The sequence below is a fragment of the Natronomonas amylolytica genome (genome assembly GCF_037031205.1).
GTDB classification, from domain to species: domain Archaea; phylum Halobacteriota; class Halobacteria; order Halobacteriales; family Haloarculaceae; genus Natronomonas; species Natronomonas amylolytica.
Genome location: NZ_JAYEZM010000004.1, coordinates 321,806 through 347,753 on the forward strand (window position 1 = coordinate 321,806; position 25,948 = coordinate 347,753).

A 25,948-nucleotide genomic window follows, 5' to 3' on the forward strand; every position below is an offset into this window, starting at 1 on the left:
ACGGAAGGCAAGCACGGCCTCCCGAAAAGCGTTGTCGTTGTCGGCCCGACGCGGTCGAATCGGCTGCCAGCAGGTCGGAACGCGGCATACCCGCTCTGGGCGCGTCCTCACTCAAAAACCCTCGGCGGTCCGTCGACACGTCGGCGCTATCGACTCTGAATCGACCAGTCGCCGTCCTCGAACTCCGCGATGGCGTCGAAAAGCGACGTCAGGGTCGCCACGTCGGTGTCGTCGTGCGCGCCGGGGTCCATGTGGTAGTAGGCGGTCGCGCCGACCGTCTCGACGCGGTTGGCCAGCACGTGCAGGAACCGGAAGGCGCGCTGGAGGTCGACGTACTGCAACAGGACGGTCAGCGAATCGAAGGTGAGGACCGTTCGGTCGCTTCCCTCGTCGGCGAGGTACTCGCTTATCGTGATGCCGAGTCCAGTCAGGTCGGTCGGGCTTTTGAGACAGGTGACGGTGTTCGGCCCCCGTCGCGTCCGCTCGTCGGCGCCCCCGGAGACCGAACGCGTCGCCTCGTCGACGCTGACGATGGTACATCGTCGCGGTTGCTCGCCGACGTGCCGTTTCCACTCATCGACCCACTGGTCCGGCGTCTGCCGGTAATCGACAGCCAGCACGTCGACCGATTCGAGAGCGTCAGGAAGCAGTCGCTCGTAGTAGGCCGCACGGGCCTCCTCGTCCATCGTGGGCGAGAGTACGAGCACGTTCGAGACGCCGTCGAGTTCCACCCCCGACGCCGCGTCGGCCCGCTCATCGACGGCATTCCCCATACCCATGTGCTTCTTTGTGGCAAGTTCCATTATAAATATATTGCACGTGATGACACCTCGGCGACCACCTTGCTAGGCGACCTTCCCGACGGTCGAATCGTAACCCCTATACGTCAATCCGGGTTATGAACGAGTGAGTCCGGGTAGGGTAGTGGACTATCCTCTTGGCTTGCGGAGCCAGGGACCGGAGTTCAAATCTCCGTCCGGACGTTTTCCAAAGCGCAACAACGACGAGCGACAGCGAGGAGTCCGCGCTTTGGAAAACGGCCCCGGAGATTTGAGCAGAGAAGTCGCAGTCCGCGCAGCGACCGAAGGGAGCGAGCAGAACCGTCTTCTCGAGTTCAAATCTCCGTCCGGACGTTTCTGTCGACGCTACACCAAGAACGCAGTGAGTAATAAATCGGGGGCCGTCGCGCGGTCAGTCGTTCGCAGCAGCGGCTTCGGTCTCGTCGGCGTCCAGCCCCGGACCGGGGCCAGTCGTTCCGCGAACGTCGCCGTCGCGCCACGTCCCACGGCGGAACCACAGCCACGCGATGACGGCGCCGAAGACATTCGAGACGAAGAAGGCCATCCAGATGCCGTTGACCCCAAAGAGGTACTGCGAGGCGACGTAGGCGATGGGCAGGCGGACGCCCGCGAGGGTGATGACCGAGATGGCGGCGGCGATGAGCGTCTTGCCGGCCCCTCGAAATCCCCCGGAGAAGGACCGCATGATGCCGATGAAGCCGAACGAGAGCGCGACGTATCGGAGGAACTCCACGCCGACGTCGACGACGGCCGGGTCGTCGGTGAAGACGGCCACGATGGGCCGCGGGACGAGGAAGATGAGCACGCCCGCGAGACCGAGAACCACGAACATCACTTTCGCGGCGAGGTAGTTGGCCTGCTCGGCGCGGTCGTACTGGCCGGCGCCGATGTTCTGACCGCTCATGGTCTCGACGCCGCGTGCGACCGCGATGGCCGGCAGGAAGATGACCGAGAAGACGCGGGTCCCGATGCCGTAGGCGGCGACGACCGTCGTCGAGAAGAGTCCGACGACGATGAGCAGAGCGTTGATGGAGAGCGCGCGGCCCGTCCCCTCGACGCTCGCGGGCACACCTATTTCGAGGATTTTCCGGAGGTACACGAAGTCGGGCCGCATGTCACGCAGCCGAATCCGGATGCCGCGAGAGCCCGAGAGCATGATGGCGATACCGACGGCCATCGCGAGGCTCCGGGAGAAGACGGTCGCGACGGCCGCGCCTTCGACGCCCATCTCCGGGAACGCGAGGGTGCCGACAAGCGGCGCGTCGGTGACGACCGTCCACCCATTGATAAGAAACGGGTCGAGGATGACGTTGATAACGACGGTCCCGAGCATGACGAACATCGGCGTCACCGTATCGCCCGCCCCGCGCATCAGCGAGATGAACACGAAGAAGCCGAACATGAAGGGCAGACCGAGTGCGATGACCTGCATGTACCCGGTCGCGCCCGGAAGCACCTCCGGGGAGGCCCCGAGGAAGGCGAGGAACGGCCGGACGAACGGGTAGCCGAGCAGGCCGAGAGCGGCCGACCCGATGAAGGCAAAGGAGACCGTCTGGGAGGCGGCGTATTCGGCCTTTTCGGGTTCGCCGGCGCCGGTGTGCTGGGCGACGAGGACGCTGCCGGCGACCGAGAGTCCCATCCCCAGCGAGATGAGCAGGAACACCATCGGGAACGCGAAGGAGATGGCCGCCAGCGCCTCCGTGGAGTAGCGGCCGAGCCAGAAGGTGTCCGCGAGGTTGTAGGCCGTCTGCAGCAGGTTCGTGACGATGATGGGCAACGACAGGAAGAACAGTGGCTTGAGGATGCCGCCCTCGGTCAACTCCAGTTCCTCCGGCCCCTTGAAAAAGCTCATGTCGACACCTCCGGGGCCCACCCGAGTCGCGCCTCGAGATACGACTCGATGATGCGTCGGGTTTCGGCGAGGCGTTCCCCGAGCGCGACCTCGCGGACGTGTCCGCCGTTGATGGTCGTGACGACGAACCGCGCGACTGCGTCGGGGTCGACCGGCTCGAAGTGGCCAGCCTCGATGCCGTCACGGACGGCCTCGGCGACCGCCGCTCGCATCCGCTCGTCGACGGCGACGAACCGCTCGCGGTAGGTATCCTGATAGGGCGCCTGCGTCTTCAGTTCCATCAGCGCGATGGCGAAATCGTCGTCGCCGTTCTCGGCGGGTTCGAACACCACGCTCAAGAACGTCTCCAGCCGCTTGCGCGGGTCGTCGTCCTCGCAGGCCAGTTGGCGCTCGAACTCGTCGGTGAAGTAGTCGAGAAACGCGTTCAGTAGCTCCGTTTTCGTATCAAAGTGATAGTGGATGGCCGCCGACGTCATCGACGACTCGTCGGCGATTCGCTGTACCGTCAGGTCGGCGTATCCGTGCTCGCAGAGGGCGTGCCGGGTCGCTTCCAGTATCTCTTCGACGGACTCCGTTTCCATTCGTTACCCACACGTACTAACTCGTCAGGTAAGAGACTTACTGACTAGTCAGTCAGGAGCTCCGGACTGACCAGCGTGTTCCGGAATCCGCCGGCTGGACGCCCGAGCGCGGCCGGTCGTCCGAGGCTACCGCGTTCTGGACGGCGGCACGAGCAGGACGTTGCTCGATGCCTGGCCCGTCACCGCCTCGGAGGTGCTGCCGAGTAGTAGTCGGCGGATGCGACCCTGACCGCGGGAGCCCATCAGGATGGACGTGGGGTCCAGTTCCGATTCGGCATCGAGAATCTCCGAGACGACCTCGCCCTCCCGGACCATCGTCCGCGTTTCGATGCCGAGGTCCTCCAGTTCGGCGGCCAGTTCTTCGAGTTTCGTCTCCGCGTTCTCGATTCCTTCCGCGTCGGGCCGGCGCTCCGGCGGCGTCACGTGCAGCAGCGTCGCCTCCTGTGTCGCCTCCGAGAGGTGCTGGAACTGCTCGAAGGCGCGTTCGGCGTTCTCCGAGAAGTCGGTCGGATAGAGGACGCGCTGGAAGAGGTGCTCGTTCGCGACCTCGTAGCCCTCGTCCTCTTCGACGATACGCTGCAGGAGCAGCGGCCGGACCGCCGTCCGGGCCATATTGCGTGCCGTGCCGCCGATCAGCCGCTGACGGAGCGGGCTCTGTCCGCGCGACCCGACGACGATGAGGTCGGCATCGACCCGCTCGGCGAGGCCGTTGATTCGCCGATGTGGGGTCCCCCGAATCGTATGTGTCTCGACGCTGAATCCCTCGGCTTCCAGCCGCTCGCGCTGGCGTTCGAGGCCGCGCTTGGCTCGCTTACCGATGTCGCCACCGGGCATTCCCGTGGTGACGTTCTCGTTGATGACCGTGACTAGGTCGATGTCGGTGATTCCGTACCGTCCCAGACACTCGAGACACACGCGGGTGTCGATTGCCGTCTCGATAGCGTCCGACAGGTCGGTGGCGAATACGGCTCGCATACCCGTCACTAGTCGCCCCGGCTATATAATATTGTTCTAAAATCCCAATACTACAAACACCAAGTTCGAAGATTAAGGACATTTCAGCGAGAGAACCCAATTCAAACCACATACCCATTCAACAGTGTTGTGCGATGATAGAAATTCCCTAACCGAACGGCTCCCGCAGTCGGGGTGCGAGCCCTTTTTGCCTCGAAGCCGAACACCGAGACATGGACCACCTTCGCGCCGGAGCGGCGCTTTTCAACGCCGGCCACTACCTCGCGGCCCACGAGCCGCTGGAGGAGCGGTGGCTGCAGGCGGCCCGCGGCGAGCGCGACGACTGCCTACAGGGACTCGTGCAGGCGGCCGCGGCCGTCCACAAGGCCCGGACCGGAAACTGGCCGGGGGCGGTCGGCCTCGCCGAAAGCGCGAGCGGCTACCTCGACGGGTGTGACCGCGAGCGCCTGCGCGCGTGGCTCGACCGCCTCGCCGCCGACCCGGAACTCGCCGAGCGCGAACGCCCGCCCTCGGTTCGGGTCGACGGAACGGTCCTCACCCCCGCCAACCTCCGGTTTCCCGCCGCGGGCATGGCCGCCGAGGCGCTCGCCGAAACGCGTGGCGACGAGGCGATGGTGCGTGCGGTCGAGTACGCACAGCGGGACGTCGAGGCCGGCGACGAAACGACCGCGTTCGTCACGCTGACGCTGGCGTACCTACGCGATGAGGGGCCTGCGGTCCGTGACCGTCTGGCCCAGCACGTCGAGCGCCGGCGAGCGAAAGAAGCGGACGTACAGGGGCTCTTCGAGTAGCACCGTCGCTTCCGCCGCGAAGGATTTGTGGTCTCGACGAGAAGCCCCGCTATGCGCGGACTCGTCATCGGCCGCTTCCAGCCGTTCCACCTCGGCCACCGGTTTCTCGTCGACCACGTCGGCGAGGAGGTCGACGAGGTCATCGTCGGCATCGGGAGCGCCGGCCAGTCGCACTCGCTTAAGAACCCCTTCACGTCGGGCGAGCGCGTCCACATCGTACAGGACGCCCTCGACGAACTGGACGCCAAGACCTACCTCATTCCCATCGCGGATATCGACCGGGACGCGATGTGGGTCAAACACATCGAAATCCTGTGTCCGGCCTTCGACGTCGTCTACTCGAACAACCCCTTCGTCGAACGGCTCTTCGAGGAGGACGGCTACGAGGTCCGCGGGACGCCACTCCACAACCGCGAAGAGTACTGTGGCTCGGAGATTCGACGCCGGATGCTCGACGGCGAAGAATGGGACCACCTCGTCCCCGACGTCGTGGTTGAGGCTATCGAGGAGATAGACGGCGTGGCACGACTGCGGAAAATCAACGAGACCGACGAACCGGCGGGCGAAAACCCGCGAACGCACTAATCCTCGCTTTCGATTTCGTCCTTCGGTTCGCCCTCGAAGGTGAAGTCCGCGGAGTTGTCCATCGGTTCGTAGCCGAGCACCGCTTTGGGCCGCTCCAGCGAGTAGTACTTCCGGTCGTTATCCGAGATGCCGTAGACGATTTCGTAGTCGTAGTCGGCCTCGAGCGCGCAGTCGTGAAGGTGCGCACAGTCGCGGTAGGAGAGCCACATCGCCTGTCCGCGCTCGTACTCCTTGGGCGGGTGGTCTTTCGTCAGGTTGCCGATGCGGATGTTGCAGACGTCGATGCCGTACTCGTCGTGGTAGTAGCGGCCGATGATTTCGCCGGTAGCCTTCGAGATGCCGTAGTGGTTGCCCGGCCGCGGCAGTTCCGTCCCGTCGAGCATGAAGTCGTCGTCGGTGCGGTAGAGGTCGGGCTTGCGTTCGGTCTCGAAGTGGCCGACGGCGTGGTTCGAGGAGGCGTAGACGAACTTCTCGACGCCCGCGTCGATGGCCGCCTCGTAGATGACCTTCGTCCCGTGGATGTTGTTCTCCAGAACCGAGTCCCACGGCGCATCGCGGCGCGGGTCGCCGGCGAGGTGGACGACGGCGTCCATCCCCTCGCAGGCCTCGGCCACCAGTTCCTCGTCGACGACGTCGCCGACAAGGTAGGGATGTTCGGGTTCGAACGGCGGCGGGTTATGAAAGAGATACCGCCAGTCGTACTCGTCTCGGAGGCCCTCGCGGATGGCGGTCCCGACCGACCCCTTCGCCCCCGTGAGTAACACGCTCTCGACCATTTGCGTGATGGAACGGGGGAAACCCGTAAGAAACGTGCGGTTCGCTCCGCCTATTCGGTCAGTTTGGCGGCCATCTCCAGCTCGAAGCCGCCGGTGTCGCTGGACTCGAAGCCGACCTTCTGATAGAGGGAGACGGCGGCGTTGTTCCAGCGCTCGACGGTCAGCCACACGCGGTCGATACCGGCCTCGCGGCCGGCACCGAGCAGCGCCTCGATGAGTTCCGTCCCGATGCCGGCCTCCTGATACTCCCGGAGGACGAAGATGGCCAGTTCCGAGGCGCCGTGTTCGTCCGAGACGAGCGTGGCGTGGCCGACCGGGTCGTCACCGTGCCACGCGACGACGTTGACACAGTCATCGTCGAGCAGGGCATCGAGCCACTCCCGGATGCCCTTCTCGGGGGTCGGCGGAATCCCCTGTGCGCGGTCCTCGGGGTTGAAATCGAGGTACATATCGACCAGCGCCTCGAGGTCGCCGTCGTACCGTCGAACTTCGATCTCTCGGTCCTCGCGGTCGGTGAACGAACGGGGTGGGGCCTCGTAGGGACCCGCTACCTCGTCGGGATATTCTCGGTTCATCGGATGAGCGTCACCGTCGTCTGTGCGTTCAGGAGGACGAATTCGGCTATCGAGCCGAGCTGTACCTTTCCGAGCGGACTCGTTTCGCCGCCGCCCAGCACGATTCGGTCGTAGCCCTCGCGTTCGGCCAGTTCGAGCAACTGACTCCCCGGATGCCCCGACAACTGTCGGACGTCCGCGTCGAAATCCGCCTCGTCGAGCACCTCGTCGACCCGCTCGCGGAGGTCGGACGGCTCTCGGGTCGATTCGGGGTTCTCGACGATGCCGATGGTCAACTCGTCGCCCGCTTCCTTCGACCGGGCGACCGCCTTCTCGAGGGCGCGAAGTGAGTCCTCGCTTCCGCCGATTCCCAGCAGGACCTTCATGAGCGACATCTCGACGCGGGACAGCAAAAGCCTCCCGGCTATATTGCTCGCCAATGGCGAACGGCCGGTCGTTTTTAAGGGCGATTTAGTGTCGTGTCCGGCGTCACGCGGGTCGCGGGTCGCTTCGCTCCCCGCTTACCCTAACGTGGCTCTCCCTTCGGTCGAGCCACGCGGCTCACGGCTCACTCCGTTCGCCGTCTGCTCGCGGCTTCGCCGCTCGCACGGTCCGCGGGACCTTCGGTCCCGCGCTATTCGCACATACGGGGACGTTCGCTTCGGTCGCGTCTCCCGGCTCGCGGCTCCCGCTGGTCGCCGCTCGCCCAGACCGTGGTCCTCCCTACGGTCGGACCACGCGGCTCACGGTTCGCTACGCTCACCGTTCGCAATCGGAGAGCCTCCTTCCAGTCGGCTCTCCCGTACGCCACTCGTCAGACATCGCCGACACGCTTTTTCGGCGCGGGGACGGTACGCTCAGTATGGACGACGACACGCAGGCGGCGGACGGGGAGGAACCGACGCCCGCGGTCAGGCGCGTCTCCAAGGGGGCGGCCGACGAGGGAACCCCCGACGAGGACCCCGACATCCCGGAGGACGTAAAGGAGTACACGCGGTTCTCGAAGATCGACGGCGCGACCTACGACCGAGCCAACGAGTTCCTCCGCGAGCGCACCTACATCACCGCCCGCGAGTGGGCGATAGCACGGCTCTGTGCGGACTTCCGCACGGAGACCGGCGTCGAGATGACGAAAATCGGCGAGAACCTGCCCGAACTCGTGCCCTTCATGACCGACACCTACAGCCCGCAGGCGGTCAATCAGGCACGCTCCTCATTCGACGAGAAGGTCCGCAAGGCGGGCGCGACCTTCCTCTACGGCGCGATGTGTGATTTCTACACCGCCGAGGAACTCGACGAGTTGATGTACGAGATCACGGAGATCGCGAAGTTCCTCCTCGAAGTCGAGGGCGTCGAACTCACCGTCGACGAGGAACTGGAGGCCGAGGAGCGCATCTCCAGCGTCATGCGCGAGGTTCGGGAATCCTCGGCGGCGCTCCGACACGATGAATGTCCCCACTGTGGCCACGACCTCGACGGGACCGAAGGCCACGCAGTCGACGAACCGGCCGACGACTAGGCGCGAACGTTTCTACCGCTTCCTTCCGCGAACTCGCCGTCGTGGTAGACGACGGTCCCGCGGACCATCGTTAGTTCGGGGAAGACGGCCTGTTTGCCCTCGAACGGCGTCCAACCGCATTTGGAGTGGAGCTTCTCGCCGCGAATCGACACCGGGTCGTCAGGGTCGACCAACACGAGGTCGGCGTCGTTGCCCGCCTCGATGCGGCCCTTCGACGGGAGGTCGAAGATTTCGGCGACGTTCGCCGCGGTCACGTCCCGGACGCGCTCGTAGCTGATGGTTCCCTGTCGGGCCTCCTCCAGCAGGAGCGGCAGGGCCGTCTCGACGCCCGGCACGCCGCTGGGGGCGTCCCAGATGCCTGCGTCCTTCTCGTCGCGCGTGTGGGGCGCGTGGTCGGTCGCGACGATATCGACCGTGCCGTCGACGAGGCGCTCAAAGACATCCTCACGGCGCTGTTCGCTCCGCAGCGGCGGGTTCATGCGTCCGAGCGTTCCCAGTTCGTCGAGGTCCTCACGGGAGAGAAAGAGATGGTGCGGCGTCACCTCGCAGGTCATCCCCGCCTCCGAAGCGATATCGACGCCTTTGGGCGTCGACGTGTGGGCGATGTGGGCGTCGACGCCGACCTCGGTGGCCGTCTCGCAGGCGCGCTCGACGGCCGCGGCTTCGGCCTCGGCGGTGCGGTAGGCGCTCCACGCGTCGGCGTCGTCGCGCTCTTTAGCGGACTCGTCGAACAGATCGGCGTCCTCGGCGTGGACCGTCACCGTCACGCCGGCCTCGGCGGCGCGTTCGAGGGCCTCCTCGAAGAGGTCGACGTCGATACCCATATCGCCCGTCGAGTCGGCGAGGAAGACCTCGCCGAGCGCGGCGAGGGGTTTCTCAAGCAGTTCGTCGGGCTTCCAGTCCTCGGTGACGCCGCCGTTGATGCCGTAGTCGACCGACGAGACGGACGCGAGTCTGTCCTTCTCCTCGAAACTCCGGGCATCGACCGTCGGCGGGTCGGTGTTCGGCTGGTCGAAGACGGTCGTCACGCCGCCCGCGGCGGCGCTCCGGGAGCCGGTTGTCCACGTCTCCTTATGCGAGAATCCGGGTTCCCGAAAGTGGACGTGGGCGTCGATCATCCCCGGCAGCAGGCGTTTCTCGTCGGCTTCCAGCACGTCACCGTCGCCGTCGAGGTCGGTCCCGACCTCGGCGATGGTCTCGCCGTCGACGCGAACGTCCCGGACGCGGCCGTCAGCCAGCGTCGCGTTCCGAATGAGCATTGACGAGGCTGGGAGGGGAAGCTCCCTAAGCCTCACGATGGCATCCCATCGGAGTCACAACAGCTCTCGGGCGTCGACCCGTTCGATGGAACCGCCAGCGGCGAAGGCGGCTTCGAGCGCCTCGACGACGGCGTCAGTGTCATCCGGCCCGCCAGCACTCTCGACGCTCCCGACACTTTCGGGGTCGAACGGCACGCCGAGCGCATCGTAGACCGGGTCGAGGACGCCACCGATGGCGCGTTCGTCACCCGTGCTGACGACGAGACAACCACCGACGACAGCGGTGTCACGACGGACGCGCTGGGCGATACCGGCCATTTTACCGTCGCATTGCAGGGAGTGGTCGCCCGGACAGAAGGCAGCCTCGGGTTCGCCGGGGTCGACGGTCGCGCCGAGCCGCGCCAGCGCCTGCTCCAGCAGGTCGGTCGTCCGTTCGTATCGGGCTTGGATGCTGTCACCCTCCTCGTTTGGGACAACGTGGGAGAAGGCGAGTACGGAGCCGGTGTAGGCGACCGCTCGACCGCCGACCTGTCGCTCGATGGGTTCGTAACCGCGCTCGCGGGCCGCCTCGCGGGCGCGGTCGTAGCCGTCGGCGGCCGCGTCGCGGCGGCCGAAGGCGACCTGCCGAGGGGGCGTCCACGCCCGAAAGGCGGGCACGCCGCTCTCGGCGACGAGGTCTGGAAGCGCGTCGGCGACGTCCCTATCGGCGTCGATGTCATCGAGTCGGCCGCGAACCGCGTGCATGCTCGCGCTTCGTGCCGACGGGGCTAAAACCGACCGGCCCGAACCGCCGGCATGGTCTCGCTTCCGGCCGACGTGGTCGCGCGCTACGAACGCTTTTCGCGGTACAACTCGCCATATCCGGCCCACGATGCCGGCTGTGCGGTCGACCTGTATCCGGGCAGCGACGACGCTCCGTCGCCGGTCGAAGGCGAGGTACTTGAGACGCGGACCGTCAGCTGTCCGCCGAAGTCCTACGCCGTCTCCGAGGACCACCTGATTCTCGTCGACTGCGGCGACGTGGTCGCGCGAATCCTCCACGTCGACCCAAGCGTCTCGGCCGGCGATACGGTCGCCGTCGGTGACTCGCTCGGCACGCTCGTCCGGTCGGGGTTTTTCGGCCGGTGGGTCGACAACCACATCCATCTCGGCTTCCGACGCCACGACCAGAACCTCCGGCGGGCCTCGGGGTCGCTACCGCTGTCGCTCGGCGTTGTCGTGGATGGAGTGGCGTGGGACGGCACCGGCGAGGTGGTCGAAACCGGGCCGACCCACGTCCGACTCAATACGCCGGCCCACCACGGAAACGGGTTCGCCGCAATCGCCAGCGACGACGGCCGGCCGCTGGACGGGGGGCTGGTCCACTACACTGGTGGCGGGGCGCTCGGTGGAGCTGACAGCGACGTTTCTCTACTGGGAACGAGCATCGGAACGGCCGAGGACGGCGACCTCGCGTGGGACGACGTGGCCGTCTACGCGAATGGCGAACGAGCGACGGGGCTCTCGCTGTTCGCCTCGCAGGTCCCGTTCGGTGCGAAGGTGGTCTTCCACGAGGGGCACGACTTCTCCGCGGGCGACCGAATCGAGGTCGCTATCGAACCGGCCGAGGAACCGGTTCGGTTGGGCTGACAGCCGGCGAATAGCGTGACCTGAGTGAAGCGAAGGTCACGGTGAATCCGCGGCGGTGCGCCGGACTCCCGCCTCGTTCGCCGCGGGCGCGTCTCACGTCACGCGCCGTCTTGGCCTCGGATTGATATTTAAACCCCAGCCGTGGCGGCATCTCGGCGTTCAGAAGGGAACGTTTCTCACGGCGAGCCACCCGGCAATGGCGAGTAAAGCGAGGCCGGAGACCCGCTGGAGCCACGGGCCCTCGGGAGCGAGACTTCCGGAGAGCGCGCCGACGCCACCGAGGTAGATGGCTGTGATAGCAGCGTAGATAGCTCCTAAAACCAGCATCCCGACGGCGGGGGCGCTGTCGGGAGCGAACCCCGGCAGGAAGGCGAGGAAGAACAGCGCGACCTGCGGGTTGAGGACGTTGACGGCCAGTCCCTGCACGTAGGGATTTCCCTCCGCTTCGTGTGCGTCGGCACGTCCGGCGGTTCGGAGGGTTTGCACGCCGAGGTAGGTGAGGTAGACGGCGCCGAAGGCGACCACGGCGGTTCGAGCCTCGGGCACCGCCCGGAACAGCGCCGCGAGGCCGACGGCGGCGGCGACGGTGTGGACGAGAATCCCGGTCGCGACGCCGAGGGCCGAGAGGACGCCGGCACGTCGGCCCTCGCCGGCCCCGCGGGCGAGGACGTAGGCCGTATCCGGGCCGGGCGAGAGGATGAGCGCGACGGCCGCGGTCAGGTAGACGGCCAGCGTGGCGGCGTCGAACACACGGCTTCGTTCTCCGCTGGCGTTGAAACCTCTGTCGGCGGCCACGAAACCGACGACAGCGGCAATCAGGCGACCGAGAACCGAATTCCCGTGCCACGGCCCAACGAACAAAGCCTTTACCGGCTGGACCGTCTACCAACGGTAAATGGTACTCGACGACCTGGGCAGTTCCCTCCGGGGAACGCTCGACAAATTACAGGGCAAGACGACCCTCAGCGAGGAGGACGTCGAGGAGATCGTCAAGGAGATTCAGCGCTCCTTGCTCTCCGCCGACGTCGACGTCGACCTCGTCATGGAGCTGTCGGACTCCATCCGTCAGCGCGCCCTCCAGGAGGAGCCGCCCGCCGGCACGACCGCGAAGGACCACGTCCTCAAGATCGTCTACGAGGAGATGGTCGACCTCGTCGGCGAATCGACGGACCTCCCGCTGGAGGACCAGACCATCATGCTCGCCGGCCTCCAGGGGTCCGGGAAGACCACCTCCGCCGCGAAGATGGCGTGGTGGTTCTCCAAGAAGGGCCTCCGTCCCGCCATCATCCAGACGGACACGTTCCGACCCGGTGCCTACGACCAGGCCAAGGAGATGGCCGAACGCGCCGAGGTCGACTTCTACGGCGACCCCGACAACGACGACCCCGTCGATATCGCCCGGAAGGGCCTCGAAGAGACGGCCGACGCCGACGTGCAAATCGTCGACACCGCCGGTCGCCACGCGCTCGAAGACGACCTCATCGACGAACTCGAACAGATCGAGGCGGTCGTCGAACCCGACCGCAACCTGCTCGTCCTCGACGCCGCAATCGGCCAAGGCGCCAAGGACCAGGCCCAGCAGTTCCACGAATCCGTCGGCATCGACGGCGTGATGATAACCAAACTCGACGGGACGGCGAAAGGTGGCGGCGCCCTCGCCGCGGTCGACCAGACCGACTCCTCTATCGCCTTCCTCGGTACGGGTGAGGAAGTCGGCGACATCGAGCGCTTCGAGCCGTCGGGCTTCATCTCCCGGCTGCTCGGCATGGGCGACCTCAAACAGCTCTCCGAGCGGGTCGAACGCGCCATGCAGGAGACCCAGGAAGAGGAGGGCGACTGGGACCCCGAGGACCTGATGCAGGGTGATTTCACCCTCAAGGACATGCGCAAGCAGATGAACGCGATGAACAAGATGGGGCCGCTCGACCAGGTGATGGACATGATTCCGGGCCTCGGCGGCGGCATCAAGGACCAGCTGCCGGACGACGCCATGGACATGACCCAGGAACGTCTCCGGGACTTCGAGGTCATCATGGACTCGATGACCGAGGACGAACTGGAGAACCCCCGCTCCATCGGTCAAAGTCAGGTCGAACGCATCGCCCGCGGCTCCGGCAAAGAGGAGGAGACCATCCGCGAACTCCTCGAACAGCACAAGATGATGCAGCGGATGATGAAGCAGTTCCAGGGCATGGGCGACGGCGACATGCAGCGGATGATGAAGCAGATGCAGGGCGGCGGCGGTGGAGGCGGTGGCGGCCTCGGTGGTATGGGCCCGTTCGGCGACTAGAGAAGATCGGATTTTTCGAGTTCTGTTTATAGGTGTCAGTTCCACCCGTAGCACCCGGCTTTTCGACGGACTACGACTCAACGGGGAACGCACCCTCCGAAGCCCTCGGCCGGGTCGACTCGCGCGGCTCGCTGCGCTCCTCATCGCTCCCTTCGGTCGCTCTTGCGGTGCTTGCGTCGCCGTGCTTCGCCGACCCGCCCTCGCCCTTCGAGTCCGCCGAGGGACCGCACCGTGCCTGCCCTTCCCCGGGTCGGAGGGCCGGCCTTACGGCCGACCCCTCCTCCCGGCCGAGTGTTTATTTATAAATGGCGCGCGCTGGCCGACCGCCGCGAGGTTGCGAGGGTGAGCGAAGCGAACCCTCGAAAGGGAACGGGGAGCGGAGCGACCCGTGACCCGTGAGCGGCGGTCGGACGGAGCCGTGCGAGGGACGACTGACCGAACGGAGTGAGGGAGGGAGTCGGTTGGGGAGGTCCGTGGTGCGGTTGCCGCCCTTGGAGGAATGAAAGGGCGAGGCACGCTGGCGCTTGTTTAGTCGCTAAGCGGGCACTATCCGACCAGAGGGAGGATATCCCGCGTAGCGACCGCACGCGAGGGTCGGAGCGACCGCCGGGAGCGAGACCCTCGGAGCGGGAACGGCGACCGAAGGGAGCCGTGACCGCCAGCGGACCGAGGGCTTTCGAAGTGGTTGCGGTCAGGAAGTCGCCACGCTCTATTTATAAACCAACCTCGACAAAAATCGGATCCACAGAGAAACCTGCTAGTCCTCGTCCCCGCCACCGACCTGCTCGTGCTTGTGGAGCAACGCCATCCGGGCCTTGAGGTCGACGCCCTGCTTCTCGTAGGCGCGGATGCGGTAGACGTAGAGCCCGGTCGACAGCACCATCCACGCGAGGACGACGAGGAACGCGGAGGGGGCGCTCTGGACGACGAGCAAGGTGAACAGCAGCGAGACGACGACGTTGCCGACGGCGACGACTCGGAGGACGGGCATCGGCAGTTTGTAGAAGGAGTACTCGTAGCGCTGGGGGAAGACCTTCGGGAGGTTCCACAGCGCGACGCCGCCGATCATGAAGGCGATGAAGATGCCGGTGACGACGATGACGACGAGCCAGTCCAGCACGTCGGGGCCGGTGATGGCTTCGAGTTGGCCCCGGAAGGGCGCGGCCAGCAGGGGCGGAATCCCGAACAGCAGGACCGCACGGTGGGGCGTGTTGTAGTCGTCGTGGACATCGGCGAAGACCTCGGGGAGGACCTCGTCACGTGCGGCGCGCATGACCGTCCGCGAGTAGGAGGTAAACAGCGTGTTGACGGTCGTCGCCGCGGCGATGAGCGCGGCGATGCCAACCACGAGCAAAATCGGGGCGGGAAGGACACCCTCGCCGACGGCGGCGAGGCCGCCCTCGACGGATTCGCCGCCCAACTGGCCGCTGACAGTCATGTTCTCGATGGGGATAGCGCCGACGAGCGTGAAGACGATGGCAATCGAAAGGACCGTCACGATGGCCATGCCGATGGCGAGGACGCGCGGGATGTTCTCGACGGGGTTTTCGAGTTCCTCGCCGATTTCGATAATCATGCCGAAGCCCTGGAAGGGGATATACAGCGTGACGACGGCAAGCAGGAACGGCGCGAAGCTATCGGCGAAGGGTTGGCCCTCGCCGGAGGGGAACACCGGCGTGTAGTTCGCGGCGTCGACGTGGGGGAGGCCGCTGAGGACGAACGCAAGCATGCCGACGATGAGCATGAGGACGAAGGCGATTTGCACCTTCGTGACGATCTGGACGCCGACGTAGTTCAACACGAGAAAGAGGCCGAGCAGACCCCAGACGGCGGCGACGCTCGGCACCGATGCGCCGAAGTTCTCGAGGATGCCGTTGAGGTAGTCGGCGAAGCCGAAGGCCGCGAAAAGGAGGTACGACCAGACGGCCAGCACGGGTACCGAGACGCCCAGCATGCCCCAGAAGGGGCCGACGAGCCGCGAGCCGTAGACGTAGACGCCGCCGGCGACGGGAATGGCGCCGCCGAGTTGCAAGAGGAGCAGTACCCCAAGTACCATCGGGACGATGGAGACGAGGATGGCGATGGTGATGCTCGGCCCGGCGGCGGCGGCCATCTGCGTCGGAACGATGAAGATGCTCATCCCGAGTGCGGTCCCCACCAGCAGGGCGACCGCACCCCAGAGACCGACCTGTTCGTCGATTAGCTTGTAATCGTCTGCCATGGGAATATGGAACAGCGTCCCGCCAGAGCGCCTTTAACGTATCCCCTGTCACAACCAGCCATTTACAAGCAGCGGTGCTATCGCCCGCTATTTTAACAGAAACACCGGAGAATCGCGGTGCGATTTACGGGAAACGAAATGACACGTCACCGACCGAACAGTCGCTCCCGGAGCGACCGCTCCGAGGGCCGTTCGGCCAGCAGGACGGAGGTCTCGACCTCTTCCAGCACCGAGAAGGCCAGCGACCCGGAGACGATACGGGAGAGCAGGCCCCTCTCGGTGGCGCCGATGACCACCAGCGTCCGACTCGCGGCCGCGTCCTCGATGGCGGCCTCGACGTCGCCGGTCTCGACGAGGATTTCGGCGTCGTCGAGGCCGTGGTCGCTCGCCCACTCGCGGATGAACGCCCGGCCTTCGTCGCGTTCGCCCTCGTCGGCGACGTAGAGGACCGACACCTCCGAACCGAGCGCGTCGCGTAGCGCGCGTGCGACCGCCGCCGAGAGGTCCGACGAGTAGCCGCCGGCGGTCGGCAACAGGACCGTCGAGGGGTCGAACTCGCGGTCCTTGAGCACGAGAAAATCGCAGGGAAGGTCGTGGGTGAGTTCGTCGACGGCCGTCTCCGCGCGGCCGCCGGCGAAGCGGGCGCCGCCGTAGCCCATCACGACCGTCTCGGCGTCGTGGGTTCGTGCGGCGTCGAAGACCTCTTCGAGGCCCCGATGGGAGAGGATGGTCGTCGTCTCGATGTCGACGCCCATCGCCTCGGCGTCCGCCCTGGCGTCGGCGAGCAGGCGCTCGGATTCGGCGGTGAGGTCGTCGTTCTCGGCGGCGGCCGAAAGCGGCGTCTGGTCCGGCACCTGCACGATGTGGGTCGCCAGCACCTCGGCGCCCTGCTGGCGGGCGAGCGCGACGGCGACCGTCACGAGCGGTCGCTCCGTTCGGGGGTTCGCGAGTGCGACCAGTATCGTCGGTGCGCCACCGCCAACGCTGTCGTTCGTCACCGGAACACCCTCCGACAGGGGGGTTCGGGGAGGCGCAAGAAAGCGTATCGGCGGGACAGGACGGGTTTCATGACCTAGTCGTCCGGGAGCGCGACGACGGGGATGGGCGCCTCGCTGACGATTCGGGCGGCGGTATCGCCGGAGAGCAGTCGGATGAATCGACCCCCCTCGCGAGCGACGAAGACTATCGAGGTGGCGTCGGCGTCCTCGGCGGCCTCGAAGATGCCGTCGACGGCGTCGGTATCGTAGACGACGCGCGTCGAGACGGCGACATCGTCGCCGAGGCGGTTCTCGACGACGCCGAGTATCTCCTCGGCGTCTTCCTGCCGCTTTTCGAGCGGCGCCTTGTCGATGGCACCGCCGGCTTTCTCGATGACGTGGACGGCGACGACGACCCCGACCTCGTCGAGGTGCGGTTCGAGTGCGCGACACGTCTCCTGTGCGTCCTCCGGCGTTGCGACGGGGACGACTATGCGGTCCATTATCGACATTGAAAACCCTCCGGTTACTCCCGGCCCGACGATACGACGTCCGGGCGATAGTGCGTTCGGCCCGCGGGGGCACGGTGCATACGAACGGATACTCCGTCCCGTCGGTTAAACCTTTAGAAGGGACCGACAGCGGGTCGAGGGTGTCTCCGTGGGATATGCGCGGATATAAAACTGAGGCCGCGTAACGAAACGGTATGTCACTTCTCGGACCACAGATGGATGTACGTGCGTCGACCGACGGTCGGTGTCGCCTCAGGGTCCGATGAGCGACGAGGAACTCGCCAAGGACCTCGGCCCGCTCGCGGCGCTGACCATCGGCGTCGGGACGATGATCGGCGCCGGCATCTTCGTGCTACCGGGGACGGCCGTCCTTCGGGTCGGCCCGCTGGCCGCCGCCACGTTCGTCCTCGGGGGCGTCATCGCCCTCTTTACCGCGCTGTCGGCCTCCGAACTCGGCACCGCGATGCCGAAATCCGGCGGGGCGTACTTCTACATCAACGAGGCGCTCGGCCCCCTGTTCGGGTCGATAAGCGGCTGGGCCAACTGGCTCGGACTGGCCTTCGCCTCCGCGTTCTACATGTACGGCCTCGGCGAGTACGTCAACACGCTCGTCGGCGCGCCCGCGCTCGCGCTCGGGCCGGTCTCGCTGGAGGCCGCCCAGATCATCGGCCTCGTCGGCGCGCTGTTCTTCATCGCCGTCAACTACGTGGGCGCCAAGGAGACGGGTGGGCTCCAGATCGTCATCGTCCTCATGCTGCTCGGCATCCTCGCGATATTCACGTTCGTCGGCCTGCTGAACGCCGACCTCGACTCGTTGACGCCCCTCGTGCCGCCCGGTGCCCTGAGCGACGTATTGCCGGTCACCGGCATCATCTTCGTCTCCTATCTCGGCTTCGTCCAGATTACCTCCGTCGCCGAGGAGATCAAAGACCCCGGCCGGAACCTCCCGCGTGCGGTCATCGGCTCCGTCCTGCTGGTGACCGTCGTCTACGCGCTGTTCCTCGTCGTCCTGCTGGCGGCGGTCCCGAACGAACTCGTCGCCGGCAACGAGACGGCCGTCGTCGACGCCGCACAGCTCCTCTTCGGCCAGTACTCGATTCTCGGCTTCGATCTGAGCCTCCTCGGGTGGGGGCTGTTGCTGTTCGGCGGCCTCTTGGCGACAGCGTCCTCGGCGAACGCATCCATCCTCTCGTCCTCGCGCATCAACTTCGCGATGGGACGGGAGAAGATCATCACGCCGAACCTCAACGAGATTCACCCGCGGTTCGGGACGCCGTACCGTTCGATTGCGGTCACCGGCGCGCTCATCCTCGTGTTCCTGCTGCTCGGGAACCTCGAACTGCTGGCGACGGCCGGGTCCGTGCTGCATCTCATCGTCTACGGCCTGCTGAACCTCTCGCTTATCGTCATGCGCGAGGCCGAACCCCCGGGCTACGACCCCGACTTCACGGTGCCGCTGTACCCCTTCGTGCCCATCATCGGCGCGATAACCTCCTTCGCGCTCATCGTCTACATCGAGCCGTTCGTCATCCTGCTTTCGGCCGGGCTGACCGTCTTCGCGGCCCTGTGGTACTTCCTGTACGCCCGCCGGAAAGTCGAGGACGCGGGCGTCCTCGCCGAGTGGGTTCTCAGCCGTTCGGACGAACTGCCCGAAGCGGCCGTCTCGGCGGCCACCTCCGTCCGCCCCGAGGGCGACGACTACCGCGTGATGGTGCCGCTCTCGAACCCCGCGACCGAGAAACACCTCATCACGCTCGCCTCCGCCATCGCCCACCAGTACGACGGGACCGTCGTCGCGGTCAACATCGCCAACGTCCCCGACCAGACATCGCTGGAGGCGGCTCGCGAGCGCGGCGCCCACGACGCCGCCCACGACCTGCTGGACAAAGCCCAGAGCGACGCCGAGACCTTCGGCGTCGACGTCGAGACCCACGTCGTCCTCTCCCACCGGACCTTCGAGGAGGTCTTCGACGCCGCCCGGACCTACGGCGCCGACGTGACCGTGATGGGCTGGGGCGAGGACGCCCACGGCGCGCCCGGCCGCGCGGAGTCGGCCATCGACGAACTCGCCAAGTCGCTGCCCAGCGACTTCCTCGTCTTCCGGGACCGCGGCTTCGACGCCTCGCGAATCCTCGTTCCGACCGCCGGCGGCCCCGCCTCGGACCTCTCGGCGGGCGTCGCCCGCGTCCTGCAGGCCGAATTCGGGTCGGAGGTGACGCTGCTGCACGTCACCGACGACGAGGAGAAAGGTCACGCGTTCCTCAGCGAGTGGGCCGCCGAACACGGCCTCGACGACGCCGAGTTGCGGGTCGAAACCGGCGACGTCGAGGAGAACATCGCACGCGCCGCCGAGGACGCGACGATGCTGGTCATCGGCGCGACCGAGAAGGGCCTGCTCTCGCGGCTGGTCCGCGGCTCGCTCGTCCTCGACGTGCTCTACGACGTCGACTGTTCGGTGCTGTTGACCGAGCGTGCACACGACCGGGGCCTCTACGACCGACTCTTGGGAGGCGGAACGAAAGAGACCGACACGGCAGCGACCGGCGTGACGACCGAAGCGAAAACGCCGGACCTCTCGAACCCCGAGGACGGCCCGAACGCCAAAGAGGAGTAGGCCGGCGACCGCGGCCTACGAGGTCGTGAAACCGGCGGATTCGTCGTACTCTTCGAGGACCCATTCGAGTTCCTCGATGGCCCGGAGGATGGCCACTTCGGCGGTGTCCTCGAACTCCGAGGACGGCGGGTCGTAGTCGTCGTACTGGGATTCCAGTTCCGCGATGCGCTCGCGGATGTCGGATTCGTCGCGCATACACGACACCTTCGTGGGAGCCAACTTTGTCCTTGCGGCGACGGGCGAACTTACTTGCCCTCCGGCGGGCAACCCCCGGCATGGAAACGGTCGCGCCAGAACTCGAACGCCTCCTCGACGGGTTCGATTTCAGCGTCGCCCTCCTCGACGCCGACGGCGAGGTGTGTGTGACGAACGACTCGTGGGCGGAGTTCGGCCAGTTCAACGGCCTTCAGGGCCCGCCCGATTCCGTCGGACAGAACTACCTCGAGACCTGCGACGCCGCGACCGGCGACCCCTTCGCCACCGCGGCGGCGGCCGGTATCCGCGCGGTCATCGAGGGCGACCGCGACTCCTTCCGACTGGAGTATCCCTGCCACTCGCCGGACGAGAAACACTGGTTCCTGCTGTATACCGGGCAGGTCGACGTTCCCGGGGCCGCCGTCATCGTCGCCCATCTCGACATCACGGGCCGGAAGGTCTCGGAGATAACCGTCCAGCGGCGCAACCGGGAACTGGAGACGCTGACGAGCATCCTCAGCCACGACCTCCGGAACCCGCTTTCGGTCGCCAAGGGGTGGGCCGACATCCTCGAGGAGGGCCGCGACGAGCACGCCCTCGAGGAGTTACAGACCGCCCTCGACCGGATGGAGGAGATAATCGAGGACGCGCTGGCGTTCGTGAAGGCGGGCCGCGAAATCGACGACCGGACGACGGCAGACCTGCGAACCCTCGCCGAATCGGCGTGGGATTCCGTCGCGACCTACGAGGCGACGCTCGACGTCGAGTCGACGATGACGCTCAGGTGCGTGCCGGGCCTGCTCGAAAACGTCTTCGAGAACCTCTTTCGAAATGCCATCGAGCACGCGGGCGTCGACGCCACCGTCCGGGTCGGCACCACCGACGACGGCTTCTACATCGAGGACGACGGCCCCGGCATCCCGCCCGACGAGCGGGCAGGCATCTTCGAGTTCGGCCACAGCGAACGCGGCGGGACGGGCCTCGGACTCGCCATCGTCCGAACCATCGTCCGGGCCCACGGCTGGGCGGTCGACGTCGAGACCGCCGAAAGCGGCGGCGCCCGCTTCGTCGCCCGAACCCGCCCCGAACTCCCCGCGAACGAGGCCGAGGAGCCCCCACTCGATACCGAGTAGCGCCGCAACGGGGAAACCGCTGGCGCCCCAAGCGAGCGTATGGCCGACACCCACGAACTTCCCGAGACCGACGAGGAGTGGCGCGAGGTCCTGACCGACGAGGAATACGAAGTCCTCCGCGAGCAGGGCACCGAACCGAAGTTCTCTGGCGACTACCTCGGCAAGGACGACGACGGCGTCTACCGCTGTGCCGGCTGTGGCGCCGACCTGTTCGACTCCGAGACCAAATACGACACCAACTCCGGGTGGCCCTCCTTCTACGACGCCAAGGAGGGCGCCGTCGAGTTGCGCGAGGACCGCAGCCACGGGATGGTCCGGACCGAAGTCGTCTGTGCGGAGTGTGGCGGCCACCTCGGCCACGTCTTCGACGACGGACCGGACCCGACGGGCAAGCGGTTCTGCATGAACTCCGTCGCCCTGGAGTTCGACGAGGAGTGACCCATCGCTGGGTCCCATCTCCCGAGACGAAGTGACAATCCTGATATAAGGCCCCACGCTAACTCCGACAATGACTTCCAACGACTCGGCCGGCCTGAGCCGTCGCGGACTGTTCCGCGCGGGGGCGGGCGCGGCAGCGGCGGTCGCAGCGTCGTCGGCGGCGTCGACGGCCTACGCACAGGAGGAATTCGACTACGGCGGCTGGTTCGACGGCGTGCCGAACTTCGAGGGCACCGTCGACCGGACCGGCGAGGACGAGGTCGTCGTGACCGTCGGCCCCGGCGGCGACCTCGTGTTCGGCCCGGCGGCGATTCACGTCGACCCCGGCACGACCGTCGTCTGGGAGTGGGACCAGGGCTTCCACAACGTCGCCGAGAAGGAGACCGGCGAGCGCTACAAGAGCGAACTCACCGGCGAGTCCGGCACCACCTACGAGGTCACCTTCGAGAGCGACGGCATCTCGACGTACGTCTGCGAACCCCACCGCGGACAGGGGATGAAAGGCGCCGTCACCGTCGGCAGCGGCGAAGGCACGCCCGATATCAGTGAAGGCGAAACCGTCGTCGGCGGGTCCGGCGGCGGGTCGGGCGACGGCGGTGACGGTGGAAGCGACGGCGGCGAAAACGGCGGCTCCGATGGTGGCGACGGCTCCGACGGCGGGTCCGGCGGCGGCAGCAACGAGGACCAACCCCCGGCGTTCCGCGTCGACAGCGACATCATCGCGCTCTACGGTCTCGCGGCCGTCATCGCGTTCCTGTCGCCGTTCGGCCTCATCTTCCTCATGTACCGGAACATGCAGGACGAAGGGGTCTAATCGGAACGCTCCGGAAGCGTTCGGGGACCGTCTCGCTCGCTATACTGCGGTGCCGATGGGCCCGAACGACGCCACCGAACACGACGGCTACCCCAACGGAATCGTAGGCTAGCCGTCACGAACGAGGCGGGGCCGAAATCACCGAAAAGAAATCACGAGCAGCGGGTGCGTCGAAAGCCGGCCGCGCGAAGAACGAGAGTGGACAGCGAGCGCGGTCAGGTGCTGAGGCCGACGGCGACCACGTCGTCCTGCCCGGCGAATTCGGCCTCGGCGTTGCTGTACTCGTCGGCGGCATCCGGAAGCGCGATGGCGGGGCCGTAGGTCCCGAGGTCGGAGTTCTCGACGCCGTCGGGCGCCTCCACGAAGTAGGTAAAGGTGACCGACTCGTCGTCACCGTCGACTGCGGCGTCGTCAAGGCGGCCGAAGGTGACGACGCCGTCTTCGCCTTCGACTGCCTCCCCCTCACCCCACGGCAGGAGGTCCCATTCTGGCGGGAACTGGTCGCGGACGACCGCGTCGCCGTCGAGGTTCGAGACGGTGAGTTCGACGCGGTTGGCCTGCGTTCCCGTCACGACGCTGCTGTCGACCTGACGGGACCCAGCGGCCGCGAAAGTCGGCTGTGGGAACGCGTCGGCGGGCGTGAACTCGATGCCGAAATCGAAGTCCGCCTGCACGTCGAACCCGTTGACGACGCCGGGGACGTTGACGAGTTTGGCGACGACGAACAGCGTCCGCTCGGTGGGGGCCTCGCGAGTGCCGCGGTCGATGCTGACCGAGACCTCGGCCGTCCCGCCCTCGCCCACGGCGCTGGTGACGATATTGGGTTCGCCGACATCGGTCGGGTTCTCCGCGTCGTAGACGAACAGGTCGATGTGCGGGTCGTCCTTCGCCATGCCGGCGTTGCCGCCGCCGTAGGAATCGAACTGGACGGAGGCGGTCAACTCGCCGCCGGGCACCTGCACGTAGCCCGCGACGGCCCGCGAATCGAAGGGCACGTCGAGGCCGACCGTCTCCTCGTGGGTGACGCTCGTGGGGTCGTCGCCGAGGTCGACCTCCCCGAGCAGGTCACGGGTGACCGCGTCGACGGCGGCGTCGGGATTGACGCGGCCGTAGCCCTCGTAGGGGTCCCGCTCGCCGTGGGTGTAGGCGGCGGGACTCGGGACCAGTTTGGCGTTGTGGTACGGCGCGGCGGTGAAGGTCGTCGTCGACGCCGTCGAGAGGACGGTCTGCTTCAGTCGCATCGTCTCCTCGTGGCCCATCTCCTCGGTACCGGGTTCCGGCAGGGCGATGGCGTCGGGAGCGTCCTCCTCCATCGCCTGTGCGACCAGCCCGGTGACGCCACAGACGTAGGGACTGGCCATCGAGGTGCCGCCGATGGAGCGGTGGTCGCGCGGGACGTCGAGGTCGTTGCTATCCGCGTCGGCGACCGGCGTGACGTCGGCGTCGGGGTCGGGGTTGGCGGTCGCACGCACCAACTCGACGTTGTCGGGCGTCGGGGTGCCGACGCCGGGCACGTCGACCGGCGCGAGCGCGCCCGGCAGGCCGAGGACGATGGTCGCGAAGGCGTCGGGTTTGATGTCGCCGCCCGGCGCGGTCACGTCCGGCTTGAAGTCGAAGCCGTCCTGATTCTCGTTGAGTTGGCCGATGCCGCCGGAGGAGTAGCCGGTGATGCCGTCGAAGGGGTCGGTCGCGACGACCGAGATGGCCTCGCCGACGGCGGCCGGTTCGCCGTTGCCGTTGGCCGGCGTCCAGGAGTTACCAGCCGCCGCGACGGTGAGGATGCCCGCGTCGGCCATGCTGCGGATGGCCGGCGCCGTGCTGGGAACGGCACCGAACGCGCTCACGGGCGCGCCGAGCAGCGGCCCCCACGACATGTTGACCGCGCGCATGTTGAGCAGGTCCGCAGCGTCCTCGGCGAAGCCGCCGAGGTCCTCTGCGGGGTCGCCGAGCCCCTGAAACCCGGCGAGACTGAAGTTCGGCGCGACGCCGCCGTGGACCGTCGTCTCGTTTTCGTCGTCGGCCTCGTCGAGCGTGGTCCGGTCGCCGGTCGTCTCCGCGGGGTGCTTGTACGCACCGACGGCGATCTGTTCGAGGCGTCCGATGAGCGGGTTCCCGGCCTGTGCCTGCTCGGCGATGGGAACTGCAGCATCGGTCTCGGCGGGTTTGACACGAATCGTGTAGGTATCCTCGCCCTCCTCGTGGACGGTCGGTGCGTCGGCGATCATCGAGTCGAAGCGGAGGGGCGACTGATGAATTGTGTCACCGTCGTGGACGATTTCGACGACGACGCCCTCGCCGATGGCGCTGGCGAAGACGCTCGTGCCGGCGCGAGCGGTGACCTCGTATTCGAGGAAGTCGGTCGGCAGGACCGTCGCGTTCTCCTCGTGGATGTCCGTTCGTTCGGGGTCGACAGTCGACGCCCGGCCGGTCGCGGTCATGATGCCCGAGACGTGGGTGCCGTGGCCGTTCTGGTCGCGCGGGATGTCGAAGGCACCGTATCGGGTCGTCTCGCTGTACCACGCGACCGTCTTCGGCGTCTCCGTCGTGAAGTCGGTGATCTCGTCCGGAAGCAGCGTCCCGTCGAAGTCGCCGAACTCGACGACGGTGTCCGTCTCCGTCTCGCCGGTGTCGAGGAGCGTCTGGAGGTCGGCGGTGACCTCCCACGAGGCGACTGCCCGCCACGTGGTGACCTCGAATCGGTAGGTCTCGTCGGCCGGCACCTCGACGTCGAGTTCGTGTTCGTTGCTGCTGGCGACGGTTAGCCCGTCCGGGCCGAAACTCGCGACGTCGGTGAAGCCGTCGCCGGTCTGCCGCTGGAGGGTCGCCTCGACGCTCGCGGCCTGTGCCTCGGGCGTGTCCGCGTTCCACGTCAGGGTCGCCGAGATACCGTGACCGACGACGTCCTCGCCGTCCTGAGACGGGAGTTCGAACGTCTCGGTCTGGTTCGTCAGCCCGACGGCTCCGGCACCGGCGTTCTGCCCGCTGAAGGAGACCGAATCGAACGTTTTCGCGTCGGTAACCGGAACCTCAGTTTCGACCTTCTCGACGCTCTGGACGTCGAGACCACCCTCCCCGTCGGGGGCGAGTCGAGCGCCGTTCCACGGTCCGAGGTCGGGATGGCGGGCGGCGACCCCGGAGTCGGTCAGCCCGAGCGTTCGGTCGGGGCGGCCACGGTAGCCCTTCTCCCAGACCTTCTTCGCCTCGGCGACCCGCCAGTTCAGGAGGCGGTCGTCGAGCGGGCCCATATCCGCGGCGGCCGAGCCGGCGGCACCCGTCCCGAGCAGTCCGGCACCGGCCAGGGCACCGGACGCCTTCATGAACGTCCGCCGGGAGAAATCGGTGCTGTCGTCGTTCTGCTGTCCACTCATAGCGTACCCTCGCGTACCGGGTATCACTCAAAAGGGATTCTGACAAAACCGTCCAAACGGCGGTG

Annotated in this window: 23 protein-coding genes, 1 tRNA gene and 1 pseudogene; 10 read left to right on the plus strand and 15 right to left on the minus strand. The window is 66.7% G+C overall.

Annotation, left to right across the window (positions count from 1 at the left end; translation table 11 throughout):
* Nucleotides 1-146 precede the first annotated feature (146 nt).
* A complete protein-coding gene (locus U5914_RS07380) occupies nt 147-803 on the minus strand; it encodes a DUF7504 family protein (RefSeq protein WP_336135108.1) in 657 nt (218 codons plus the stop codon).
* A 107-nt stretch (nt 804-910) separates the two neighbouring features.
* Between U5914_RS07380 and U5914_RS07385 the strand changes: the two genes are divergently transcribed.
* Nucleotides 911-983, plus strand: a tRNA-Arg gene (locus U5914_RS07385).
* A gap of 208 nt (nt 984-1,191) precedes the next feature.
* Here U5914_RS07385 and U5914_RS07390 read toward each other — a convergent pair.
* From U5914_RS07390 to U5914_RS07400, 3 genes are all read right to left on the minus strand, one after another.
* Nucleotides 1,192-2,652: an MATE family efflux transporter gene (locus U5914_RS07390; RefSeq protein ID WP_336135109.1), complete on the minus strand. Its 1,461-nt coding sequence runs from the start codon at nt 2,650-2,652 to the stop codon at nt 1,192-1,194.
* The gene (locus U5914_RS07395; protein ID WP_336135110.1) at nt 2,649-3,233 is read right to left on the minus strand and encodes a TetR/AcrR family transcriptional regulator; all 585 of its coding nucleotides are present in this window, start codon (nt 3,231-3,233) and stop codon (nt 2,649-2,651) included. The genes U5914_RS07390 and U5914_RS07395 overlap by 4 nt, the downstream gene beginning before the upstream one ends.
* Before the next feature lie 126 nt (nt 3,234-3,359).
* On the minus strand, nt 3,360-4,208 hold the full coding sequence (locus U5914_RS07400) for a universal stress protein (RefSeq protein WP_336135111.1): 849 nt from the start codon (nt 4,206-4,208) through the stop codon (nt 3,360-3,362).
* A 212-nt stretch (nt 4,209-4,420) separates the two neighbouring features.
* Between U5914_RS07400 and U5914_RS07405 the strand changes: the two genes are divergently transcribed.
* Together U5914_RS07405 and U5914_RS07410 are read left to right on the plus strand one after the other, a co-directional pair.
* Nucleotides 4,421-4,999: a DUF309 domain-containing protein gene (locus U5914_RS07405; RefSeq protein ID WP_336135112.1), complete on the plus strand. Its 579-nt coding sequence runs from the start codon at nt 4,421-4,423 to the stop codon at nt 4,997-4,999.
* 51 nt (nt 5,000-5,050) lie between these two features.
* Nucleotides 5,051-5,584, plus strand: a complete 534-nt coding sequence (locus tag U5914_RS07410; protein ID WP_336135113.1) for a nicotinamide-nucleotide adenylyltransferase — start codon at nt 5,051-5,053, stop codon at nt 5,582-5,584.
* Here the strand turns inward: U5914_RS07410 and azf are convergent.
* The 3 genes from azf to U5914_RS07425 are packed head-to-tail and all read right to left on the minus strand — an operon-like array spanning nt 5,581 to nt 7,300.
* Nucleotides 5,581-6,360 (minus strand): NAD-dependent glucose-6-phosphate dehydrogenase Azf, encoded by a 780-nt coding sequence (gene azf / locus U5914_RS07415; RefSeq protein ID WP_336135114.1) that lies wholly within the window; start codon nt 6,358-6,360, stop codon nt 5,581-5,583. The genes U5914_RS07410 and azf overlap by 4 nt on opposite strands.
* A 50-nt stretch (nt 6,361-6,410) precedes the next feature.
* Nucleotides 6,411-6,935, minus strand: a complete 525-nt coding sequence (locus U5914_RS07420; RefSeq protein ID WP_336135115.1) for a GNAT family N-acetyltransferase — start codon at nt 6,933-6,935, stop codon at nt 6,411-6,413.
* Nucleotides 6,932-7,300, minus strand: a complete 369-nt coding sequence (locus tag U5914_RS07425) for a universal stress protein (RefSeq protein WP_336135116.1) — start codon at nt 7,298-7,300, stop codon at nt 6,932-6,934. Before U5914_RS07425 ends, U5914_RS07420 begins: the two co-directional genes overlap by 4 nt.
* Nucleotides 7,301-7,776: 476 nt before the next feature.
* Between U5914_RS07425 and U5914_RS07430 the strand changes: the two genes are divergently transcribed.
* Nucleotides 7,777-8,433, plus strand: coding sequence for a DUF5806 family protein (locus U5914_RS07430; RefSeq protein WP_336135117.1), 657 nt, complete (start codon nt 7,777-7,779; stop codon nt 8,431-8,433).
* Here the strand turns inward: U5914_RS07430 and U5914_RS07435 are convergent.
* Nucleotides 8,430-9,692 carry a dihydroorotase gene (locus U5914_RS07435; RefSeq protein WP_336135118.1) on the minus strand — a complete coding sequence of 421 codons (1,263 nt, stop codon included), beginning with the start codon at nt 9,690-9,692 and terminating at the stop codon, nt 8,430-8,432. The genes U5914_RS07430 and U5914_RS07435 overlap by 4 nt on opposite strands.
* Nucleotides 9,693-9,746: 54 nt before the next feature.
* The gene (locus U5914_RS07440; RefSeq protein ID WP_336135119.1) at nt 9,747-10,436 is read right to left on the minus strand and encodes a lipoate--protein ligase family protein; all 690 of its coding nucleotides are present in this window, start codon (nt 10,434-10,436) and stop codon (nt 9,747-9,749) included.
* A 51-nt stretch (nt 10,437-10,487) separates the two neighbouring features.
* Here U5914_RS07440 and U5914_RS07445 point away from each other — a divergent pair, with 51 nt between their 5' ends.
* Entirely contained in the window at nt 10,488-11,321 is an 834-nt protein-coding gene (locus U5914_RS07445) for a DUF8155 domain-containing protein (protein ID WP_336135120.1), read from the plus strand.
* Nucleotides 11,322-11,480: 159 nt separating this feature from the next.
* Here U5914_RS07445 and U5914_RS07450 read toward each other — a convergent pair whose 3' ends face one another.
* Nucleotides 11,481-12,071, minus strand: a complete 591-nt coding sequence (locus U5914_RS07450) for a LysE family translocator (protein WP_336135121.1) — start codon at nt 12,069-12,071, stop codon at nt 11,481-11,483.
* Nucleotides 12,072-12,216: 145 nt separating this feature from the next.
* Between U5914_RS07450 and U5914_RS07455 the strand changes: the two genes are divergently transcribed.
* Nucleotides 12,217-13,611 carry a signal recognition particle protein Srp54 gene (locus U5914_RS07455; protein WP_336135122.1) on the plus strand — a complete coding sequence of 465 codons (1,395 nt, stop codon included), beginning with the start codon at nt 12,217-12,219 and terminating at the stop codon, nt 13,609-13,611.
* A gap of 757 nt (nt 13,612-14,368) precedes the next feature.
* On the opposite strand, the gene U5914_RS07460 is transcribed toward U5914_RS07455, so the two are convergent.
* From U5914_RS07460 to U5914_RS07470, 3 genes and pseudogenes are all read right to left on the minus strand, one after another.
* The gene (locus U5914_RS07460) at nt 14,369-15,832 is read right to left on the minus strand and encodes an APC family permease (protein ID WP_336135123.1); all 1,464 of its coding nucleotides are present in this window, start codon (nt 15,830-15,832) and stop codon (nt 14,369-14,371) included.
* Nucleotides 15,833-15,978: 146 nt separating this feature from the next.
* Nucleotides 15,979-16,803 (minus strand): annotated as a pseudogene (locus U5914_RS07465) (universal stress protein); the annotation flags it as partial.
* Nucleotides 16,804-16,904: 101 nt separating this feature from the next.
* Nucleotides 16,905-17,321 (minus strand): universal stress protein, encoded by a 417-nt coding sequence (locus tag U5914_RS07470; RefSeq protein ID WP_336135125.1) that lies wholly within the window; start codon nt 17,319-17,321, stop codon nt 16,905-16,907.
* A 262-nt stretch (nt 17,322-17,583) separates the two neighbouring features.
* On the opposite strand from U5914_RS07470, the gene U5914_RS07475 reads away from it, so the two are divergent.
* Nucleotides 17,584-19,935: an amino acid permease gene (locus U5914_RS07475; RefSeq protein ID WP_336135126.1), complete on the plus strand. Its 2,352-nt coding sequence runs from the start codon at nt 17,584-17,586 to the stop codon at nt 19,933-19,935.
* Between the two features lie 15 nt (nt 19,936-19,950).
* On the opposite strand, the gene U5914_RS07480 is transcribed toward U5914_RS07475, so the two are convergent.
* Nucleotides 19,951-20,130 (minus strand): hypothetical protein, encoded by a 180-nt coding sequence (locus tag U5914_RS07480; protein WP_178289786.1) that lies wholly within the window; start codon nt 20,128-20,130, stop codon nt 19,951-19,953.
* An 80-nt stretch (nt 20,131-20,210) separates the two neighbouring features.
* Here U5914_RS07480 and U5914_RS07485 point away from each other — a divergent pair, with 80 nt between their 5' ends.
* The 3 genes from U5914_RS07485 to U5914_RS07495 all read left to right on the plus strand — a co-directional run bounded on the left by U5914_RS07485 (nt 20,211) and on the right by U5914_RS07495 (nt 22,515).
* Nucleotides 20,211-21,263, plus strand: coding sequence for a sensor histidine kinase (locus U5914_RS07485; protein ID WP_336135127.1), 1,053 nt, complete (start codon nt 20,211-20,213; stop codon nt 21,261-21,263).
* A 39-nt stretch (nt 21,264-21,302) separates the two neighbouring features.
* A complete protein-coding gene (msrB, locus tag U5914_RS07490) occupies nt 21,303-21,701 on the plus strand; it encodes a peptide-methionine (R)-S-oxide reductase MsrB (protein ID WP_336135128.1) in 399 nt (132 codons plus the stop codon).
* A gap of 70 nt (nt 21,702-21,771) precedes the next feature.
* Nucleotides 21,772-22,515 carry a halocyanin domain-containing protein gene (locus U5914_RS07495; protein WP_336135129.1) on the plus strand — a complete coding sequence of 248 codons (744 nt, stop codon included), beginning with the start codon at nt 21,772-21,774 and terminating at the stop codon, nt 22,513-22,515.
* 215 nt (nt 22,516-22,730) lie between these two features.
* On the opposite strand, the gene U5914_RS07500 is transcribed toward U5914_RS07495, so the two are convergent.
* On the minus strand, nt 22,731-25,883 hold the full coding sequence (locus U5914_RS07500) for a S8 family serine peptidase (protein WP_336135130.1): 3,153 nt from the start codon (nt 25,881-25,883) through the stop codon (nt 22,731-22,733).
* Nucleotides 25,884-25,948: the final 65 nt, after the last annotated feature.

Bases quoted from the DNA above. Each gene is read 5' to 3' on its own strand.
- U5914_RS07435 (WP_336135118.1), bottom strand. From the start codon at position 9,692: ATGCTCATTCGGAACGCGACGCTGGCTGACGGCCGCGTCCGGGACGTT.
- U5914_RS07380 (WP_336135108.1), bottom strand. From the start codon at position 803: ATGGAACTTGCCACAAAGAAGCACATGGGTATGGGGAATGCCGTCGAT.
- U5914_RS07420 (WP_336135115.1), bottom strand. From the start codon at position 6,935: ATGAACCGAGAATATCCCGACGAGGTAGCGGGTCCCTACGAGGCCCCA.
- msrB (WP_336135128.1), top strand. From the start codon at position 21,303: ATGGCCGACACCCACGAACTTCCCGAGACCGACGAGGAGTGGCGCGAG.
- U5914_RS07445 (WP_336135120.1), top strand. From the start codon at position 10,488: ATGGTCTCGCTTCCGGCCGACGTGGTCGCGCGCTACGAACGCTTTTCG.
- U5914_RS07405 (WP_336135112.1), top strand. From the start codon at position 4,421: ATGGACCACCTTCGCGCCGGAGCGGCGCTTTTCAACGCCGGCCACTAC.
- U5914_RS07500 (WP_336135130.1), bottom strand. From the start codon at position 25,883: ATGAGTGGACAGCAGAACGACGACAGCACCGATTTCTCCCGGCGGACG.
- U5914_RS07400 (WP_336135111.1), bottom strand. From the start codon at position 4,208: ATGCGAGCCGTATTCGCCACCGACCTGTCGGACGCTATCGAGACGGCA.
- U5914_RS07410 (WP_336135113.1), top strand. From the start codon at position 5,051: ATGCGCGGACTCGTCATCGGCCGCTTCCAGCCGTTCCACCTCGGCCAC.
- azf (WP_336135114.1), bottom strand. From the start codon at position 6,360: ATGGTCGAGAGCGTGTTACTCACGGGGGCGAAGGGGTCGGTCGGGACC.
- U5914_RS07460 (WP_336135123.1), bottom strand. From the start codon at position 15,832: ATGGCAGACGATTACAAGCTAATCGACGAACAGGTCGGTCTCTGGGGT.
- U5914_RS07395 (WP_336135110.1), bottom strand. From the start codon at position 3,233: ATGGAAACGGAGTCCGTCGAAGAGATACTGGAAGCGACCCGGCACGCC.
- U5914_RS07455 (WP_336135122.1), top strand. From the start codon at position 12,217: ATGGTACTCGACGACCTGGGCAGTTCCCTCCGGGGAACGCTCGACAAA.
- U5914_RS07425 (WP_336135116.1), bottom strand. From the start codon at position 7,300: ATGAAGGTCCTGCTGGGAATCGGCGGAAGCGAGGACTCACTTCGCGCC.
- U5914_RS07475 (WP_336135126.1), top strand. From the start codon at position 17,584: ATGAGCGACGAGGAACTCGCCAAGGACCTCGGCCCGCTCGCGGCGCTG.
- U5914_RS07485 (WP_336135127.1), top strand. From the start codon at position 20,211: ATGGAAACGGTCGCGCCAGAACTCGAACGCCTCCTCGACGGGTTCGAT.
- U5914_RS07495 (WP_336135129.1), top strand. From the start codon at position 21,772: ATGACTTCCAACGACTCGGCCGGCCTGAGCCGTCGCGGACTGTTCCGC.
- U5914_RS07430 (WP_336135117.1), top strand. From the start codon at position 7,777: ATGGACGACGACACGCAGGCGGCGGACGGGGAGGAACCGACGCCCGCG.
- U5914_RS07480 (WP_178289786.1), bottom strand. From the start codon at position 20,130: ATGCGCGACGAATCCGACATCCGCGAGCGCATCGCGGAACTGGAATCC.
- U5914_RS07440 (WP_336135119.1), bottom strand. From the start codon at position 10,436: ATGCACGCGGTTCGCGGCCGACTCGATGACATCGACGCCGATAGGGAC.
- U5914_RS07390 (WP_336135109.1), bottom strand. From the start codon at position 2,652: ATGAGCTTTTTCAAGGGGCCGGAGGAACTGGAGTTGACCGAGGGCGGC.
- U5914_RS07470 (WP_336135125.1), bottom strand. From the start codon at position 17,321: ATGTCGATAATGGACCGCATAGTCGTCCCCGTCGCAACGCCGGAGGAC.